General features: G+C 71.3%; 16 protein-coding genes. 14 read left to right on the forward strand and 2 right to left on the reverse strand.

Translation table 11 applies throughout. The features are described from left to right. The first annotated feature begins 192 nt into the window (after window positions 1–192). From ACIPRD_RS18495 to ACIPRD_RS18505, 3 genes are all read left to right on the forward strand, one after another. Window positions 193–1,689, forward strand: coding sequence for an SDR family NAD(P)-dependent oxidoreductase (locus ACIPRD_RS18495; RefSeq protein WP_401564268.1), 1,497 nt, complete (start codon window positions 193–195; stop codon window positions 1,687–1,689). A 186-nt stretch (window positions 1,690–1,875) separates the two neighbouring features. Then, window positions 1,876–3,954, forward strand: coding sequence for a hypothetical protein (locus tag ACIPRD_RS18500; protein WP_401565132.1), 2,079 nt, complete (start codon window positions 1,876–1,878; stop codon window positions 3,952–3,954). Window positions 3,955–4,388: 434 nt separating this feature from the next. After that, window positions 4,389–5,549 carry a glycosyltransferase family A protein gene (locus ACIPRD_RS18505; protein ID WP_356399053.1) on the forward strand — a complete coding sequence of 387 codons (1,161 nt, stop codon included), beginning with the start codon at window positions 4,389–4,391 and terminating at the stop codon, window positions 5,547–5,549. A 100-nt stretch (window positions 5,550–5,649) separates the two neighbouring features. On the opposite strand, the gene ACIPRD_RS18510 is transcribed toward ACIPRD_RS18505, so the two are convergent. Beyond that, a complete protein-coding gene (locus tag ACIPRD_RS18510; protein ID WP_401564271.1) occupies window positions 5,650–7,053 on the reverse strand; it encodes a polysaccharide pyruvyl transferase family protein in 1,404 nt (467 codons plus the stop codon). A 212-nt stretch (window positions 7,054–7,265) separates the two neighbouring features. Here ACIPRD_RS18510 and proB point away from each other — a divergent pair, with 212 nt between their 5' ends. The 5 genes from proB (at window position 7,266) to ACIPRD_RS18535 (ending at window position 12,288) form a co-directional block, all read left to right on the forward strand. Beyond that, window positions 7,266–8,372, forward strand: coding sequence for a glutamate 5-kinase (proB, locus tag ACIPRD_RS18515; protein ID WP_401565135.1), 1,107 nt, complete (start codon window positions 7,266–7,268; stop codon window positions 8,370–8,372). Window positions 8,373–8,620: 248 nt separating this feature from the next. Continuing rightward, the gene (locus ACIPRD_RS18520) at window positions 8,621–9,046 is read left to right on the forward strand and encodes a hypothetical protein (protein ID WP_356397446.1); all 426 of its coding nucleotides are present in this window, start codon (window positions 8,621–8,623) and stop codon (window positions 9,044–9,046) included. Between the two features lie 110 nt (window positions 9,047–9,156). Then, complete coding sequence (locus ACIPRD_RS18525; protein ID WP_401564275.1) at window positions 9,157–10,443, forward strand: glutamate-5-semialdehyde dehydrogenase; 1,287 nt, start codon at window positions 9,157–9,159, stop codon at window positions 10,441–10,443. A gap of 121 nt (window positions 10,444–10,564) precedes the next feature. Beyond that, window positions 10,565–11,128, forward strand: a complete 564-nt coding sequence (locus ACIPRD_RS18530; RefSeq protein WP_401564277.1) for a hypothetical protein — start codon at window positions 10,565–10,567, stop codon at window positions 11,126–11,128. 89 nt (window positions 11,129–11,217) lie between these two features. Beyond that, a complete protein-coding gene (locus tag ACIPRD_RS18535; protein WP_356397455.1) occupies window positions 11,218–12,288 on the forward strand; it encodes a hypothetical protein in 1,071 nt (356 codons plus the stop codon). Window positions 12,289–12,304: 16 nt separating this feature from the next. On the opposite strand, the gene ACIPRD_RS18540 is transcribed toward ACIPRD_RS18535, so the two are convergent. Further along, a complete protein-coding gene (locus tag ACIPRD_RS18540; protein ID WP_401564280.1) occupies window positions 12,305–13,417 on the reverse strand; it encodes a M48 family metallopeptidase in 1,113 nt (370 codons plus the stop codon). A gap of 100 nt (window positions 13,418–13,517) precedes the next feature. On the opposite strand from ACIPRD_RS18540, the gene ACIPRD_RS18545 reads away from it, so the two are divergent. From ACIPRD_RS18545 to ACIPRD_RS18570, 6 genes are all read left to right on the forward strand, one after another. After that, on the forward strand, window positions 13,518–13,682 hold the full coding sequence (locus ACIPRD_RS18545; RefSeq protein ID WP_356397460.1) for a hypothetical protein: 165 nt from the start codon (window positions 13,518–13,520) through the stop codon (window positions 13,680–13,682). A gap of 187 nt (window positions 13,683–13,869) precedes the next feature. After that, window positions 13,870–14,034, forward strand: a complete 165-nt coding sequence (locus ACIPRD_RS18550; RefSeq protein ID WP_356397463.1) for a hypothetical protein — start codon at window positions 13,870–13,872, stop codon at window positions 14,032–14,034. A 56-nt stretch (window positions 14,035–14,090) separates the two neighbouring features. Then, window positions 14,091–14,810, forward strand: coding sequence for a nicotinate-nucleotide adenylyltransferase (nadD, locus tag ACIPRD_RS18555; RefSeq protein WP_401564283.1), 720 nt, complete (start codon window positions 14,091–14,093; stop codon window positions 14,808–14,810). Between the two features lie 16 nt (window positions 14,811–14,826). Further along, window positions 14,827–16,611: an LCP family protein gene (locus ACIPRD_RS18560; RefSeq protein WP_401564286.1), complete on the forward strand. Its 1,785-nt coding sequence runs from the start codon at window positions 14,827–14,829 to the stop codon at window positions 16,609–16,611. Window positions 16,612–16,784: 173 nt separating this feature from the next. Beyond that, window positions 16,785–17,231, forward strand: a complete 447-nt coding sequence (rsfS, locus tag ACIPRD_RS18565) for a ribosome silencing factor (protein ID WP_356397472.1) — start codon at window positions 16,785–16,787, stop codon at window positions 17,229–17,231. Continuing rightward, window positions 17,228–17,896 carry a histidine phosphatase family protein gene (locus ACIPRD_RS18570; protein WP_356397475.1) on the forward strand — a complete coding sequence of 223 codons (669 nt, stop codon included), beginning with the start codon at window positions 17,228–17,230 and terminating at the stop codon, window positions 17,894–17,896. The genes rsfS and ACIPRD_RS18570 overlap by 4 nt, the downstream gene beginning before the upstream one ends. Window positions 17,897–17,975 lie beyond the last annotated feature (79 nt).

The following is a 17,975-nucleotide window of genomic DNA, read 5'->3' on the forward strand; positions in this document are numbered from 1 at the left end:
GTGTGCCGGGGCACCTGTGGACTTACTCACAGCAATTCCACGGGCGTTCACACGACCCGCGACCAATCACCGGGAGTGCCAGGTGAATGACAGGTTGCGCGCACATATGCATGGGACGTCACTCACCTTGCACTGCGGTAACCCGAAGTGGGACCATTTCACGGTTCCCTGTCGCCCCAAGGTAGGTCCTCTGTGTCCCAGCACATAGCCAAGCCCCGTACCACCGCTGTCGTCCTGGCCGGTGGCACCGGTCAGCGGGTGGGTCTGTCGATCCCCAAGCAGCTGCTGAAGATCGCCGGCAAGGCAGTCATCGAGCACACCCTGACCACCTTCGAGCAGGCCGACTCGATCGACGACATCATCGTGCTGATGACGCCGGGTTACGTCGGCGACGTCGAGAAGATCGTCGCCAAGGCCGGGTTCCGGAAGGTCAAGAAGATCATCGAGGGCGGCTCGACCCGGAACGAGACCACCGAGCGCGCCATCTCCGCGCTCGGCGAGGGCCTGGCCGAGGGCGAGGACCTCAACGTCCTCTTCCACGACGCCGTGCGCCCGCTGCTCTCCGAGCGCGTCATCGACGACTGCGTGACCGCCCTCGGGCGCTTCCAGGCCGTCGACGTGGCCATCCCGTCCGCGGACACCATCATCGTCACGCGCACGCACGGCGAGGACGGCGAGTTCATCACCGAGATCCCGGACCGCTCCCGCCTGCGCCGCGGCCAGACCCCGCAGGCCTTCAAGCTGTCCACGATCCGCCGCGCCTACGAGGTCGCCGCCGGTGACCCCAACTTCCAGGCCACGGACGACTGTTCCGTCGTGCTCAAGTACCTGCCGGACGTGCCGATCCACGTCGTCGCGGGCGACGAGTACAACATGAAGGTCACCCAGCCGGTCGACGTCTTCATCGCCGACAAGCTGTTCCAGCTCGCCTCCACCGCGGCCCCGGAGCAGAACGGCGAGGCGGCCTACCGCGAGCTCCTCACCGGCAAGACCGTCGTGATCTTCGGCGGCTCCTACGGCATCGGCCAGGACATCGCCGCACTCGCCGGGTCCTACGGCGCGAACGTCTACGCGCTGGGCCGCTCCACCACCGGCACCCACGTGGAGAACCCGGAGGAGGTCGACGACGCGCTGTCCAAGGCGTACGCGGAGACCGGCCGGATCGACTACGTCGTCAACACCGCGGGCGTGCTGCGCATAGGCCGCCTCGCCGAGACCGACAACGCCACCATCGAGGAGGCGCTGAAGGTCAACTACCTGGCGCCGGTGCAGATCGCCCGCTCCTCCTACAAGTACCTGTCCGAGACCAAGGGCCAGCTGCTGCTCTACACCTCCAGCAGCTACACCCGCGGCCGTGCCGAGTACAGCCTCTACTCCTCCACCAAGGCCGCCATGGTGAACCTCACCCAGGCGCTGTCGGACGAGTGGGCCGGCGACGGCATCCGCGTCAACTGCATCAACCCCGAGCGCACCGCCACCCCGATGCGCACCAAGGCCTTCGGCCAGGAGCCCTCGGGTTCGCTGCTCTCCTCCGAGGCCGTCGCGCGCACCTCGCTCGACGTGCTGCTGTCCGAGCTGACCGGTCACGTCATCGACGTCCGCCAGCAGGACCCGACGAAGGGCGCCGCGCAGGCCTCCGGCTTCGAGCAGGCGCTGGCCTCGGTGCTGGACCGTCAGGACGGCGTGTAATAATTACGCCTCATTAGATTTCGGAATTCAGGCCTCTGTGGTCGCTCATTCACCGGGCGTTCGCAGAGGCCTGAGTCCGTACACCTCGCGAATTACCGCCGTCCCGCGGTATTACCGAACAAAACCGGCACTCCCCCTCCCAGAGCAGGTTTCTCCGTGATATCCACCGCTATTCGCGTGGCCCGGGTGGGCAGCGCGGCCGAGCTGGCCGCGGCGGCCTTCGTGATGCTGGGCTTCCCCTGCCTCATGCTGGCCGCGCTCATCCCGAGCGCGTACGCCTTCGCGGCCGTGGCCGCCGTGACGTACCTGGCGGACCACTATCTGCACCGCAAGGGCAGCTACCTGGTCAACCGCCTCAGCAAGGTCAGGGCCGGCCTGTCGATCCGCTTCCTGATCAGGCAGCTGCTGCTGATCCTGCTGCTGGCCCGGATGTCCCTCTCGGACAACCTGGTCTTCTACGGCGCGATCGCCTGCTTCATCGCCTTCTACGGCCTCCAGGCCCCGCACGGTGCGCTGATCACGCTCATCCGCAACCGCCGCCGGATGCCGGTCGCCACGCGCAACATCGACCTGAAGTCCCGGATCCGCATCCCGGACGCCCCGCCGCAGCGGCTGCTCCACCGCTCCGCGGAGAAGATGCTCCACCTGGACCTCTTCGCCGTCGTGGGCCTGCTGGCCGCCGCCCTGACGGACTCCTCCGTCGCGGGCTTCGCGGGCATCGCCCTCACCGTCGGCCTCGGCAGCCTGTACGTGCTGGTGCTGATGCCGTACGTGCGCGGCCGCAAGACCCCGCCCAAGGCCGACGACGTGCTCGCCGCCATGGACGACTGGCTGGCCGCTTACAAGCCGGAGACGGTGCTGTACTTCTCCGGCTCCAAGGACTCCGCGTACCAGGTCAACATGTGGCTGGAGACGATGGAGCAGCTGGACAGCCGGCCGCTGATCATCCTGCGTGAGCGCGTCATCCTGAACAACCTCGCGCCCACCACGGTCCCCGTCATCTGCGTGCCCGGAGGGGTGCACCTGATGAACCTGGACCTGTCGACCGTGCGGGTGGCCCTGTACGCCGCGAACGTCGGCAAGAACATCCACATGCTGCGCGTGCCCACCATGAAGCACGTCTTCATCGGCCACGGCGACAGCGACAAGCTCGCCAGCGTCAACCCGTACAGCAAGGCCTACGACGAGGTGTGGACCGCGGGCCGTGCCGGCCGCGACCGCTACGCCATCGCCGACGTCGGCGTGCGCGACGAGGACATCGTGGAGGTCGGCCGTCCGCAGCTGGCCCCCATCCTGACCTGGCAGGGCGTGCCCGCGGGGCGCATCCCGACCGTCCTGTACGCCCCCACCTGGGAGGGCTGGGACGGCAACCCCGGCAACACCTCGATCGTGCTCGCCGGCGAGAACATCGTGAAGAAGCTCGTGAAGGCCGACCCGCCGGTCCGCGTCCTGTACAAGCCGCACCCCTTCACCGGCACCGTCAGCAAGGCGGCCGGCGCCGCGCACGCGCGGATCACCGCCCTGATCGAGAAGGCCGCCGCCGCCCGCGCGGCCGACTCCGCCTTCACCGGCGACGCGGCCGCCCTGGAGCAGGCCAGGACCGAGCTGGCCCGTATCGAGGCACGGCTGACCGAGCTGGCCGGGGCCGGCGGCGAGAAGGGCGACGAGGCCGAGGCCACCCGCGACGGCGTCGCCGACGTCGCGCGGCACGAGGAGATCGCCCGGCTGCGCACCGCGTGGAACGATGCCTACTGGCGCTCCGCCCCCGCGTACGAGCACCGCGTCATCACGGGTGCCGAGCCGCGCCTGTACGACTGCTTCAACGTCTCCGACGCGATGGTCTCCGACATCTCCTCCGTGGTCTCCGACTTCATCGCGAGCGGCAAGCCGTACGCGGTCACGGACTCCGCCGAGCTGGGCGCCGAGGAGTTCAAGCGGCAGAACACGGCCGTGCGCGCCGCGACGATCCTGACCAACACGGCGGCCGGACTGGGCGACCTGCTGGACGCCGTGCGCGACCCGGCCGGGGACCCGCTGGCCGAGGACCGCAAGGAGCTCAAGCGCTACCTGCTCGGCCCGGACGAGCCGAAGTCGATCGACCAGTTCAACACCGCGGTCGCCGACCTGGCCCTGAAGTCCGAGGCCCGCAACGTCGGCCAGGAGGCCCGTGCGGGTGCCGAGGACGGGACGGCCGAGCTGACCGGCGTGCTGCCCGGCCAGCGCGGGGCGTCCGCGGGTGAGACGGACGGCGTGAGCGCGGTCTGACCGCCCTCGCCGACAAGGGCCGGCCCCCGGGAGCATCCCGGGGGCCGGCCCTTTTCCCGTGCGGGGTCCGCTCCGTGGGTGGTCCCCTCCGTGCGCGGTCCTCGCGTGCGCCGCTCTCCTCCGCGCGCCGTCGCCCGGCACCGGGGCGCGTTCAGGTTTCTCACCCGGCGCTCTTACCCGTGTCGCGTGCGGCCGTCGGGCGGCTCTTACCGGCCCGGCGTAATGTCGGCTGTGTCCCGCCGCGTCCCGCGTCCTCCGCATCTTCACGTGAGGTGCGTCACGTCGTGCTCGCCACAGAGCAACCTCTTGCCCGGTGTGCCCGTCTAACACCTTGCTATTGAGTCGATACGCGGGAATTGTTCTGTTGACAAGGGGTAAACGTGACCGTCGTGGCGCAGCCTGATGTGAGTGTCATCATCGGGGCGTACGAAGCGATGCCGTACCTGGTGGAGTGCCTGGCGTCCGTCGAGGCGCAGACCATGGATCCGGCACGCGTGGAGCTCATCGCCGTCGACGACGGTTCGACCGACGGCACCGGGGAGTACCTGGAGGAGTTCGCGGCCCGCGCCCCCATGACGGTCACCGTGGTCCGCCAGAAGAACTCCGGCGGCCCCAGCGGTCCGCGCAACGTCGGCATCGGCAAGGCGACCGGCCGTTACGTCTTCTTCCTCGACGCCGACGACCGGCTCGGCCCCGAGGCCCTGGAGCGCATGGTCGCCATGGCCGACGAGAACGGCACCGACGTCGTCCTCGGCCGCGTCGAGGGCGTCAACAGGACCGCGCCGAAGTCGATGTGGGGCAAGACCCTGCCCCGTACCGACGTCTTCTCCTCCAACATCAAGTTCACGCTCAGCGCGCAGAAGCTGTTCCGCCGCGCGCTGCTGGAGAAGCACGGCATGCGGTTCGACGAGTCGCTGTTCACCGGTGAGGACGCGCTGTTCACGCTGGAGGCGTACCTGCGCGCGGACGGCGTCTCCGTGGTCGCCGACCACACCTGCTACTACCTGGTCGGCCGCGACGACGGCAAGCACGTGACCAAGAGCGGCAGCTACACGCTGCGGTTCGACTCCGCCCGGGCCCTGATGAAGCTCATCTCCGACATGGTCCCGGCCGGCGCCAAGCGGGACCTCCTCATGGTCCGGCCCTTCCTGATCACCCTGCTTCCGCAGTTCGGGCCCAAGTTCCTCACCGACAGCGAAGAGGTGCGCCGGCACAAGTTCGAGCTGGCCGCTCCGCTGCTGAAGGAGTACTGGAACCCCGGTGTGGCCCGCAGCCTGAAGGTCAACGAGCGGCTGCGGCTGCACCTGGTGGCCATGCAGCGCCCCGATCTCCTCCTGGACGTCGTGAAGTTCGTCAAGGCGAAGAAGCAGGCGCCCGCGATCCTGGAGAAGCGCGGCACCCACGTCTACCTCGTCTACCCGCACTTCCGCTCCAAGGCGGCCGGCATCCCCGACGAGATCTACCGCGCCGAGGCCCGCGAGGCCCGGGTCTTCCCGGGATACCGCGAGGCCGCCGCCAACTCCTACCGGCGCCGCGCACTGCGGAAGATCCGGCGGATGCTTCCTCTGGGCGGCTTCGGAGCGGCGACGGCCTGACGGTCCGGACCGGTGAGCGGTGGCCCTGGGGCCCCGGCCCGGTGAGGGAGGGTCCTCTCGGATCCTCCCTCGGGGGATGGTCACTGTGCGCGGGCGGCGGTCACTTCCGTCCGGAGTGCAGGGCCCGGCCCACGACCCGGCGGGCGCGGCGGTAGACGGACGGGGCGGCGGGCGCCGCGACCACGGTCTTCCTGGACCGGGCCAGATCCCGCTGCAACTGGACGTTCTCCTTGGTCAGTTCACCGACGCGGGTGTGCAGCCAGCCGAACCGGCTGCTGAGCGAGGAGAGATCGGCGTCGTTCCAGGGGCGCACGGCCGACGGGAACGAGAGCGACCGCATCCGCGCGTCGAAGGCCGCGCCGCTGTCGCCGTGCGTGAAGGTGTTCCGCAGCCCGTTCCTGTCCAGGAAGGCGGCGAACCGGTCGAAGCGCTCGGCGTGGTTGCCCGTCAGCCCGCTGAAGTCCGCCTGCTCGTACAGCCGCGCCGGGTCGGCGGACGCCGGGTCCTTGGCGGCCTTCTCCAGCAGCTGGTACGGGATCTCGAAGTAGCGGCACAGCTCCAGCGTGCGCGAGTCGCCGCACAGCACGGTCGCCGGCGTCCCCGCGAGGAGCGCCGCGATGTTGCCGTGGATGCGGGAGCCGAAGGAGAAGTCGAAGGGGCGCAGCTCGTCGATCCAGGTGACCGGATCGACGTACACGCGGACCTTGTCCTCCCGGTACATCGGGTGGTCCGGGTGCGTCGGCATCGCGGTCACCCTGGCGTTCGGGTCGCTCAGGTCCCGCCAGTGCAGCTGCCGCGCGTCGCTGATGTTCTGGCCGATGAAGCGCAGGTTCGGGTAGTTCTCGTGCGCGTGCGCGAGGATCCTGCCGAGGCCGTTCGCCCGCACCGCGTCGTGCGAGCCGTTCACCGCGATCCGTGACCCGGCGGTCAGCTCGGGCCGCCTCTTGCGCACGTCGAGCCGGCGGCCGTACAGGAACATCGACGGGCAGCCGATGACCTCCACGTCGCTGAAGCCCATGTCGCGCAGGTACCGCTCGGTGAACTCGCCCCGCACGCCGATCGAGGCGCTGCGCTCCAGCACCGCCGAGCAGAAGTCGCGCACCGACTCCTCCATCGGCTTCAGCCGCGCCGGGTCGTAGCCCACGCCGGTCTGCGCGCCGACGCCGAGGACCACCACCGGGATCCGGAGCTTGCGGATCAGCCGCGTCATGCGCTTCAGCCGGCCCTCGAAGGACGGCCGGAACGCGTTGGCCAGCGGTACGACGAAGGCGTCGTACTCCTCGTTGATCCGGGCGGCGGCGGTCACATCGGTGCCGATGCCGTTCGAGAAGACCTCGGTGTCCGGAGTCTGGAGGATCTTGTGTGCGGCGTCGCTGAAGATCAGGTTGCCCGAGTTGGTGGCGATCACGTCGCGGTGGAGGGCATCCTCCACCGAGAGCACGTCGAAGGGGCTTTTGCCGGATCTGAGAAGAACGCGCTTCGTGGCGGAGGCATGAGATGACACAACCTTCAACTTATGTTTGAAGTGGTTTTAATTTCTATGCGCAACCAGTGCAACCTTTTTGCCGTATGCGAACCGTGAGCAAATGATCACTCAACGCCTGTCCGGGGAGTGGACCGCCGTACGGCGTCCGCACCGGTTCGCGTAGATTGCCGCGCAGGAAGCCGGACACGCGCGAGGGGACACCAGGCAAGGTGGCAGGGGCAAGGCAGGCCGTGGGCGAGGCCCGCAGGATCGTCGTCAAGGTCGGCTCCTCGTCGCTGACCACCGCCGCGGGCGGCCTCGACGCGGACCGCGTCGACGCGCTGGTCGACGTCCTCGCGAAGAGCCGCAGCGGCGGCGAGCGGGAGGTCGTCCTCGTCTCCTCCGGCGCCATCGCCGCCGGCCTCGCCCCGCTCGGACTGCGCCGCCGGCCGAAGGATCTCGCCCGCCAGCAGGCCGCGGCCAGCGTCGGCCAGGGCCTCCTCGTCGCCCGCTACACGGCCTCCTTCGCCCGCTACGGCGTCCGCGTCGGCCAGGTCCTGCTCACCAGCGACGACATGAGCCGCCGCGCCCACCACCGCAACGCCTCCCGCACCCTCGACAAGCTCCTCGCGATGGGCGCCCTCCCGGTCGTCAACGAGAACGACACCGTCGCCACGGACGAGATCCGCTTCGGCGACAACGACCGCCTCGCCGCGCTCGTCGCCCACCTCGTCCACGCCGACCTGCTCGTCCTCCTCTCCGACATCGACGGCCTCTACGACGGCGACCCGAGCAGGCCCGGCACCTCCCGGATGGCGGAGGTGCGCGGCCCCGCCGACCTCGATGGCATCGAGATCGGCAGCGCGGGCAAGGCGGGCGTCGGCACCGGCGGCATGGTCACCAAGGTCGAGGCCGCCCGGATCGCGGCCGCCGCCGGCATCCCCGTGGTGCTCACCAGTGCCGTCCACGCCGCCGACGCCCTCTCCGGCGGTGACACCGGCACCTACTTCCACCCCACCGGCAGGCGCTCCGCCGACCGCCTGCTGTGGCTCCAGCACGCCTCCACCCCGCAGGGCTCCCTCACCCTGGACGACGGCGCCGTCAGCGCCGTCACCGAGCGGCGCACCTCCCTGCTGCCCGCCGGCATCGCCGCCGTCGACGGCGACTTCAGCGCCGGGGACCCGGTCGAGCTGCGCGACGCCCGCGGGACCGCGGTGGCCCGCGGGATCGTCAACTTCGACGCCCGGGAGATCCCCCGGCTGCTCGGCCGTTCGACCCGTGAGCTGGCACGCGAGCTGGGTCCCGCGTACGAGCGCGAGGTCGTGCACCGGGACGACCTGGTCCTGCTGCACGTGTGACCGGGCAGTGAGCGGGGTGTGACCGGCGCGGTCCCGCGCGGGCGATCCGCCTCCGTCCCGCGCGCGCCGACGCCGCCGCGGCGCCCGCGCGCCGCCGGGCGCCGGTGAAAACGGGGCGTAGGGAACGCCCCCGGTGGGGGACGTTCCGTAAAACCGCCACGCGAAGCCCTGCGGCCTGCTCAACTTTGTCTCGGGGGACTGTTGCTGGGACACGTTCCGTCAAGGGGCCATGCGTGAAGGAGGCCATCGTGAGACGAGTCCGTACCGGGGCGGCGTCCCGTGGTGCTCTGACGAGCGTCGCGGCCGGGGACACCTACGAGGAGCCCAGGGACCTGCCCCGCCTGTGGCACGTCACCCTCAGCGTCTCCGGGGCCCACGTGCCCGTGCAGGACCTGCGGCGCGCCCTGGAGCAGCTCGCCCACGACCATCCCTTCCTGCTGACCAGCAGATACGCGGGCGACCACGCGGAGATCCGGTATTGGGAAGAGGCTCGCGACCTGCACGACGCGGCCGCCGTCGCCCTGCGCCTGTGGGGCGAGCACCGGCAGACCGCCGGACTGCCGCCCTGGGAGATCGTCGGCCTGGAGGTCATCGACCGCGAGACCTACCACCAGCGCCTGGCCGAGGGCTACGGTCCGGCGCCCGCCACCCCCGTCGGCGTTCACCCCTTCTGACGACGCCCCGGCCGGCCCGTGCGGAACCGCCCGACCACCGGCGCGGCACGGCGCGTCTCGTGGGGTGGGACGACGCCGGTGGCCCCGGGGCCGCGCACTACCCTTCCCCCATGACCACGCTCTCGCCGTACGACTCCATGTCCCCGGTCACCCAGGCCGCCTACCGGGCCAAGGCCGCCGCGGCCACCATCGCGCCGCTCCCGCGCGCGGTGAAGGACGACGTGCTGCTCGCCATCGCCGACGCCCTGGAGGTCCGCACCGGCGAGATCCTCGAGGCCAACGCCGAGGACGTGGCCAGAGCCCGCGAGAACGGCACCAGCGAGGCCATCGTCGACCGGCTCACCCTCACCCCCGAGCGGATCCGCGCCATCGCCTCCGACGTCCGCGACGTCGCCAAGCTGCCCGACCCCGTCGGCGAGGTCGTCCGCGGCTCCACCCTGCCCAACGGCATCGACCTGCGCCAGGTCCGCGTCCCGCTCGGCGTCGTCGGCATCATCTACGAGGCCCGCCCCAACGTCACCGTCGACGCCGCCGCCCTCTGCCTGAAGTCCGGCAACGCCGTCCTGCTGCGCGGCTCCGCCTCCGCCTACGCCTCCAACAGCGCGCTCGTCCGGGTCGTCCGGGACGCCGTCGGCGGCGCCGGGCTGCCCGCGGACGCCGTCCAGCTGGTGCCGGGGGAGAGCCGGGAGAGCGTGCGGGAGCTGATGCGCGCCCGCGGCCTCGTCGACGTCCTCATCCCGCGCGGCGGCGCCTCCCTGATCCGGACCGTGGTCAGCGAGTCCACCGTCCCCGTCATCGAGACCGGCACCGGCAACTGCCACGTCTACGTCGACGCCGACACCGACATCGACATGGCGATCGAGATCCTGATCAACTCCAAGGCCCAGCGGGTCAGCGTCTGCAACGCCGCCGAGACCCTCCTGGTCCACCAGGACGTCGCCGCCGAGTTCCTGCCCCGCGCCCTGGACGCCCTGGCCGAGGCCGGCGTCACCGTCCACGCCGACCCGCGGGTCCTGGCCCACGCCGAGGGCACCAAGGCCACCGTGGTCGAGGCGACCCCCGAGGACTGGGAGACCGAGTACCTCTCGTACGACATCGCCGCCGCCGTCGTCGACTCCCTCGACAAGGCCGTCGAGCACATCCGGCTGTGGACCTCCGGCCACACCGAGGCGATCGTCACCACCTCGCAGGCGGCCGCCCGCCGGTTCACCCAGCTGGTCGACTCCACCACCGTCGCCGTGAACGCCTCCACCCGCTTCACCGACGGCGGCCAGTTCGGCTTCGGCGCCGAGATCGGCATCTCCACCCAGAAGCTGCACGCCCGCGGCCCGATGGGCCTGCCGGAGCTGACCAGCACGAAGTACATCGTCACCGGCGACGGGCACGTGCGCCCCTGAGGTCCGCCCACGGGGTTCACCCGGACGGCCCAACGGACCGCCCGGCCGGAAGACGCCCTCGCGGCCGGACGAATTTCCGTACCGTCTGCCCAAATTGACCCCCCAGGTCTACTCTGGATCCGTGCCGGAGGACGCGGGGGGCACGCCGTTCCCTGACGGCTGGGAGCCCGACGACGACCACGACCACGGGGTGCCGGACGATGCGTTCGCCTCCGTGGTCTTCGACGAGGCCTTCGTGCGAGCGGCCGTGGTGCACGAGCCGACCGCCGTCGAACGCCTGCTCGCCGCCGCAGAGGCCCGGGCGGAGGCCTCCGAGGCCGAAGCCCGCCGCGCCCACGCCCGGGGCGAGCGCTACGACGACGGATACGGCCCGGACGGCGCCGGCCACGACCGCGACGACGACTGGGACGACCCCTACGCCCTCGGCGACCACGACGGCGCTTCCGGGTCCTACGGCAGGCAGGTCCGGTGGCACCGCCCCGTGGCCTGGGTGCTCGCCGTCGTGATGGGGATCGGCATGGTCGCGCTGGCCTTCGCCGCGGTCTACCGGGGCGGCTCCACCGGTACCCGCGACCGTGTGCCGGCGCCCGCCTCCACCGGCCTCGGACAGGGCGGCGCGGCGGCTCCCTCCGCCTCCGCCGGCCATTCCCGGCCGGCCGTCTCCACGGTTCCGCACTCCCCCTGAGCGCCCCCGCGCGAACTTGGTGAGCACCTGTCAGAAGTTGGGGTGGAGCACCGCGTTTACCCGGGGCCCGTGAGACCTACCCTGAAAGTATGGGCGGGCCTGGAGACCCACCGGAGGGGACACCCGAGGGCGGCCCCGGAGGTGCGGAGGACGAGTACCGATCCGTCGTGTTCGACGAGTCGTTCGTCCGTGCTGCGCGGCTCCAGGAGTCCTCTGCGCACGAACGCGTGAGCGACCACGCGCCCGCCGTCCGCCGCCGCCCGCCGCTGCGCCGCGGGCTCAGCCGGCAGCTGCTGATCCTCGTCCTGCTCATCACCGTCGCCTTCGGCACGGCGATCTACATGGGCGTCCGCCACCCGTACGGCCCCCAGCCCACCCGGCGGCCCGCCGAACCCCTGCGGATGACCATGATCCCGCTCGCCCCGCAGGGCAAGGTGCCCGGTGCCGCCGACGCCGAGTACCTCTACGCCCACAGCCCCGCGGCCCACTTCGAGACCGGCGCCGAGGGCATCCCGATGCCGGCCACCCGCAGCACCGCGCACTTCTCCGAGAGCGACGTCCGGACAGCTCTGCTCATCGCCCGCAACTACCTCGTGCACTCCTCCCTCTACCCCGAGGTGCTCACCGGCCGCCAGGTCCGCCCCGCCCGCGCCCTCATCGACGGCGACCAGCTCGACCAGTTCGACCGGAGCTTCGAGCACCCGGCCGCGGACGGCCGGCACGCCCCCACCGGCTGGATGGTCCGGTTCGACCCCTCCCGGGTGGCGCTCGCCGACGACAGGATCCGTGTCCTCGGCACCCTGGTGGCGGCCGAGAGCGACGCCGGCACCCTCGACATCACCTCCGACAGCACCTTCGTCTACGCGCTGCGCGCCGCGGGTGCGGGCGCCGGTGCCCAGGTCTCCCTGTTCACCGTGCGCCGCGCGGTGACCTTCCGCTTCGACCGCGACGACCTGCGCATCGGCCAGACCCGGCTGGTCACCGCCTACGCGCAGGCGGGGCCCCTGTCCTGCGCCGACGACTCGGCCGCCTACCTCCGCCCCCTGCTGTCCGGCCAGACCGCCAGGGCGGGAGGCCCGGCCGGCACCGACCCCTACGCGACGGACGGCGCGACGGCCCTCTGCGGCACCCTGGCCCCGCAGGCCCAGCCGAAGGTGTGACTGGGGCGTCCCGGGCTCAGTCCTCGTCCTGCGGGGGAGTGTCCGCTCCGCCCGCTCCGCCTGTCGCGGATCCCTTCGGCGGAGCCGGGCTCGCGAAGCCGTTGAATCCGCGGCGCACCCGGCCGCCCAGGTCGCCCGCGCCGCCCGCGATGTCGGTGACCAGCTTCATCAGCGGGTCCTTGGAGGTCTTCACATCGCTCGCGTAGCTCGCCGCCGACTCCCGGAAGGAGTCGCCGACCCTGGCGTCCTTGTCCTCGTCGCGCCGCGGGTAGTGGCCGTCCATGATCCGCTGGTGGTCCCGCGACCCGGCCCACTTCTTCAGCTCGGCGGCCCGGACCGTGGTGAACGGATGCGAGCGCGGCAGCACGTTGAGGATCTTCAGCACCGAGTCGCGCAGATCGCCGCCGGCCTCGTACTCCTCGGCCTGCTCCAGGAACGCGTCCACGTTCATCTCGTGCAGGTGGTTGCCGCCCGCGATCTTCATCAGACCCCGCATCGAGGCCCGCAGATCCTGGCCCACCAGCAGACCCGCCCGGTCCGCGGACAGCTCCGACTTGCGGAACCACTCCCGCAGCGCCGCCACCAGCGCCATGATCGCGAGATTGCCCAGCGGGATCCAGGCGACCTTCAGCGCCAGGGTCGTGAGGAACAGCAGGATCGTGCGGTACACCGCGTGCCCGGACAGCGCGTGGCCCACCTCGTGCCCGACGACCGCCCGCATCTCCTCCTCGTCGAGCAGCTCGACCAGACCCGTGGTGACCACGATGATCGGCTCGTCCATCCCGATGCACATCGCGTTCGGCGTCGGATCCTGGTTGACGTACATCGGCGGGACCTTCTCCAGGTCCAGGATGTAGCAGGCGTCCAGCAGCATGTCGTGCAGATGCGAGAACTGCCGTTCGGAGACGCGCACCGAGTCGGACAGGAACAGCAGCCGCAGACTGCGCTCCGGGAGCAGCCCGCTGAGCGCCTTGAAGACGGTGTCGAACCCGCTCAGCTTGCGCAGAGCCACCAGGGCCGAGCGGTCGGCCGGATGCTCGTAGGCGCGCGACGAGATTCCCGCGAAGCGCCTGCGCTGCCTGCCCGGCACACGCTCGCGTCCGGTCTGCTCGTGGCCGTCATCGGACATGTCTTCCCCCATGTGCGTGAGTGCCCGCCGTGCCCCCGGGTCAGGGACCAGCCTAGGCGGCGATACCGTGGACGGGCAGTACAGCCGAAGGAGTCCCCTCATGGAGCACCACCCCGCAGCCGCCTGGCTGACCGAGGCCGCCGCCACCGCCGTCCCGCAGCACGGGGCGGGAAACCTGCTCCGGATCGTCCTCGTCGTGACGGTCCTGGGCTGTGCGCTGACCGCCTGGCTCCTGCTGCGCGGCTACAAGCGGGAGGACGACTGACGCGGCGGGAAAGTTCCCTCCACGTCGCGGTCCGGCGACCTCCGGCGTCGCGGTCCGGCGCCTTCCGGTGTCGCGGTCCCGCGCCCTTCGTCCGCCAACGGTGGAGTCGGCGTGATCGCCGCGGGGGCACCCGATTACCATGAGTGCACGTCTTTATACCGCCCACACGCGATAGGTCCTGCCGAAGATGAGCCTCCACAGCACCGCTGTCCAGTTGGTCACCCTTGCCGCCGAGGGCGAAGAGCGCGGCGGCCACCACAACAGCCTGAACCCCGCCGTCACGGGCGGCTGCGCCCTGTTCGTCCTGCTGCTCCTCCTGTGGATCACCACGCGCTTCAACCGCGACCGCTGAGCCGGGACCCGGTCCCCGGCCGGAAGCCGCAGACCGGGCCGGTAGGGTCTGCATGCATGGGAGAGCAGGACATGCCTACCGGTCCGGTGGACGACACGGCCGCGCACGCGGCCGACGGCACCGCCGCCCGGCGCGCCGGCGCGGCGCCGGCTCAGGAGTGCCCGCCGGGCCACGGCCCCGCCCGTATGGGCAAGCGCCGTCTCGGCGTCATGGGCGGAACGTTCGACCCGGTCCACCACGGGCACCTCGTGGCGGCCAGCGAGGTCGCCAGCCAGTTCCAGCTGGACGAAGTGGTGTTCGTGCCCACCGGCCAGCCGTGGCAGAAGTCCCACCGCAAGGTCTCCCCGGCCGAGGACCGCTACCTGATGACGGTCATCGCGACCGCCGAGAACCCGCAGTTCTCCGTCAGCCGTATCGACATCGACCGCGGCGGACCCACCTACACCGTGGACACCCTGCGGGACCTGCGCGCGCTCAACCCGGACGCCGACCTGTTCTTCATCACCGGCGCCGACGCCCTCGCCCAGCTGCTGACCTGGCGCGACTCGGAGGAACTCTTCTCCCTCGCGCACTTCATCGGCGTCACCCGTCCCGGCCACCAGCTGACCGACGCGGGACTGCCGGAGGGCGGCGTCTCGCTGGTCGAGGTTCCCGCCCTCGCGATCTCCTCCACGGACTGCCGTGCGAGAGTCGCCAAGGGCGACCCCATCTGGTACATGGTGCCGGACGGAGTCGTGCGCTACATCGACAAGCGCGAGCTGTACCGCGGCGAGTGAGCCGAGAGGGGCACCGGTGAACGACCGATACGACGCTGGGTACGGCGGCGACCAGTACGAAGGCGACCAGTACGAGATCGTCGGCTACGACGAGTACGGCAGGCCTGTCTACCAGCAGGTCCCGGCACAGCCGCCGGCGCAGCAGGGTTACGACCCCTACGGCCGCCAGGGATACGGCTACGGCGCCCAGGACACGGGCCGTCAGCCGCCCGTCCCCCCGGCGTACGACCCGTACGGCGCCGACAGGTCCGGCTACGACCCGTACGCCCCCTACGGCGCCGGCTCCGACACCGGCACGGGCGTGGGCACGGGTCCCGGTACCGGTCCCGGGAACGGGGCCCAGGGCGCGGGCAACCAGGACGGCGGCACCCCGTACGACCCCTACGGGCAGGCGGCGACGAGCGGGCGGCAGCCCCGGGTCGCCGAACAGACCGCGTACATCCCGCAGCAGGCCAAGCCCGCCGAGGAGGAACGCGCCCAGGCTCCGGACGAGGCCGGCGAACCGGCACCACCGCACGAACGGGACGACCGCAGCGAGCAGTTCGCCTTCGCCGAGGAACCGGACGGTGACTCCGAGGACGTCATCGACTGGCTGAAGTTCACCGAGAACCGCACCGAGCGCCGCGAGGAGGCCCGCCGCCGTGCCCGCAGCCGGGTCGTCGCCCTCGTCGTCGTCCTCGCGCTCGTCGCCGTCGCAGGCGTCGGCTGGCTCTGGTTCGCCGGCAAGCTGCCCGGCCTGTCGGCGCCCGGCGGCAAGAAGGGGGCCGCGACGGTCACCGGCGCCCAGAAGCGCGACGTGATCGTCGTCCACCTGCACAACACCGGCAAGGACGGCACCTCCACGGTGCTGCTGGTGGACAACACCACCACCAAGCGGGGCACCACCGTCCTGCTGCCCAACTCCCTGGCGCTGACCGACGATTCCGGCAGCACCACGACCCTCGCCAAGTCGGTCGACGACGACGGCTCCTCCGGCACCCGCGACCAGCTCAACACCGTCCTCGGCACCGACATCCAGGGCACCTGGCGCCTCGACACGCCCTACCTGCAGAACCTCGTCGAACTGGTCGGCAACATCGAGGTCGACACCGACGCCGACGTGCCCGACCCGGACACGAAGAAGAAGGGCACCACCCTGCTGGTGCACCGGGGCAGCGACCAGACCCTCAGCGGCAAGATGGCCGTCGCGTACGCCACCTACCGCGCCCCCGGCGAGTCCGCGAACGCGCAGCTGCAGCGGTTCGGGCAGGTCATGCAGGGCGTGCTGCGCAAGATGTCCTCCGACCCCACGGGCGCCACGACGACCGTGCAGACCCTCGCGCAGATCCTCGACCCGCCGCTGACCGACAAGGACCTCGGGACCTTCCTCGCCCGGCTCGCCGACCTCGCCAAGGGCGGCGCCTACCGGACGGCCCTGCTGCCCGTGCAGACCGACGGCACGCTGAGCGCCGGCACCAGCGACAGCGTGGTCAAGGACATCCTCGGCGGCACCGCCAAGAGCCCCGACGCGGGCTCCGCGGTCCGCGTCTCGCTCCAGAACGCCACCGGCGTGAAGGACGACACCGAGAAGGCCCGCGTGGTGCTGCTCAACGGCGGCTTCACCTTCCTGGACGGCGGCGCGGCGTCCGCCGCCCAGACCGTCTCCAAGGTGGTCTACGCCGACGCCGCCGACAAGGAGAACGCCTCCGAGGTCGCCAAGACCCTGGGCCTGCCCGCCGGGTCCGTCGCCAAGGGCACCGTCTCCTCCGGCGCCGACGTCCTGGTCGTCCTCGGCCAGGACTACCGGCCCGCCGCGTCCTGAGGGCCCCATGGGGCGTCCGCTCGCCGCGGGCGCCCCACGGGAAGCCGTATTCACGTGGGGCGGGCACGGCGGTCCGTGAGACCCTTGAGGGACCGCCGACGGGCTGTGCCGGGTGAGGGGACCGACCCCCGCACCTCCAGCCGTTACCCCGCCCCCCGACCGAAAGCTTCGTAGTGACCGCCACCGACCGTTCCCTTGAGCTCATCAGCACCGCCGCCCAGGCGGCCGCCGACAAGCTCGCCCACGATGTCATCGCCTACGACGTCAGCGACGTCCTGTCGATCACGGACGCGTTCCTGCTGGCCTCCGCGCCGAACGACCGCCAGGTCAAGGCGATCGTCGACGAGATCGAAGAGCGCCTGCTGAAGGAGCTCGGCGCCAAGCCGGTCCGCCGTGAGGGCGACCGCGACTCCCGCTGGATCCTTCTCGACTACGTCGACATCGTCGTCCACGTCCAGCACAGCGAGGAGCGGGTCTTCTACGCTCTGGAGCGGCTGTGGAAGGACTGCCCCGAGCTCGAGCTGCCCTCCGACGCCAAGGCCACCCGCGGCAAGGCCGAGGAGCACGCCAAGCTCCAGGCCGACGAGGCCGCGGAGGAGCCGGGCGGGGACTGGCGATGACATCGACCGGTGAGGTGACCGACCGCAGGGAGCGCGGACGCCGCGTCATCCTGTGGCGGCACGGCCAGACGGCCTGGAACGTGGAGCGCCGCTTCCAGGGCACCACGGACGTCGAGCTGACCGAGACCGGCATCGGGCAGGCCCGCCGTGCCGCCCGGCTGCTCGCCTCCCTGAAGCCCGACGCGATCGTCTCCTCGGACCTCCAGCGGGCCTCGGACACGGCCGCCGAGCTGGCCGCCCTCACCGGCCTCGACGTCACCCGCGAGGAAGGCCTGCGTGAGACGTACGCGGGCGTCTGGCAGGGACTGACGCACGAGGAGATCATCGCCCGCCACGGAGCGGAGTACACCGCCTGGAAGCGCGGTGAGGCCGTCCGCCGCGGCGGCGGTGAACTGGAGACCGAGGTCGCCGACCGAGCCGCCCCCGTCGTGCTCCGGCACGCCGAGAAGCTGCCCGACGACGGCACCCTCGTGGTCGTCAGCCACGGCGGCACCATCCGCACCACCATCGGCCGTCTGCTCGGCATCGAGGCCCACCACTGGGAGAGCCTCGGCGGCCTGTCCAACTGCTGCTGGTCCGTGCTCGGTGAGGGCGCCCGCGGCTGGCGGCTGCTGGAGCACAACGCCGGCACCCTTCCCGAGCCCGTCCTCGGGGACGACGACTGACCCGTCCCGGGCCCGGCGTCCCGGCACCGGGACCCGGATTTCACTTTCCGGCAGGTCGCAGGCTAGAGTTCTTCTTGTT

The organism is Streptomyces sp. NPDC090108, assembly GCF_044747185.1.
In the GTDB taxonomy this organism is placed as follows: domain Bacteria; phylum Actinomycetota; class Actinomycetes; order Streptomycetales; family Streptomycetaceae; genus Streptomyces.

Bases quoted from the DNA above. Each gene is read 5' to 3' on its own strand.
- ACIPRD_RS18545 (WP_356397460.1), top strand. From the start codon at position 13,518: ATGGAGCACCACCCCGCAGCCGCCTGGCTGACCGAGGCCGCCGCCACC.
- ACIPRD_RS18505 (WP_356399053.1), top strand. From the start codon at position 4,389: ATGCCGTACCTGGTGGAGTGCCTGGCGTCCGTCGAGGCGCAGACCATG.
- ACIPRD_RS18570 (WP_356397475.1), top strand. From the start codon at position 17,228: ATGACATCGACCGGTGAGGTGACCGACCGCAGGGAGCGCGGACGCCGC.
- ACIPRD_RS18525 (WP_401564275.1), top strand. From the start codon at position 9,157: ATGACCACGCTCTCGCCGTACGACTCCATGTCCCCGGTCACCCAGGCC.
- nadD (WP_401564283.1), top strand. From the start codon at position 14,091: ATGGGAGAGCAGGACATGCCTACCGGTCCGGTGGACGACACGGCCGCG.
- ACIPRD_RS18535 (WP_356397455.1), top strand. From the start codon at position 11,218: ATGGGCGGGCCTGGAGACCCACCGGAGGGGACACCCGAGGGCGGCCCC.
- ACIPRD_RS18540 (WP_401564280.1), bottom strand. From the start codon at position 13,417: ATGTCCGATGACGGCCACGAGCAGACCGGACGCGAGCGTGTGCCGGGC.
- ACIPRD_RS18550 (WP_356397463.1), top strand. From the start codon at position 13,870: ATGAGCCTCCACAGCACCGCTGTCCAGTTGGTCACCCTTGCCGCCGAG.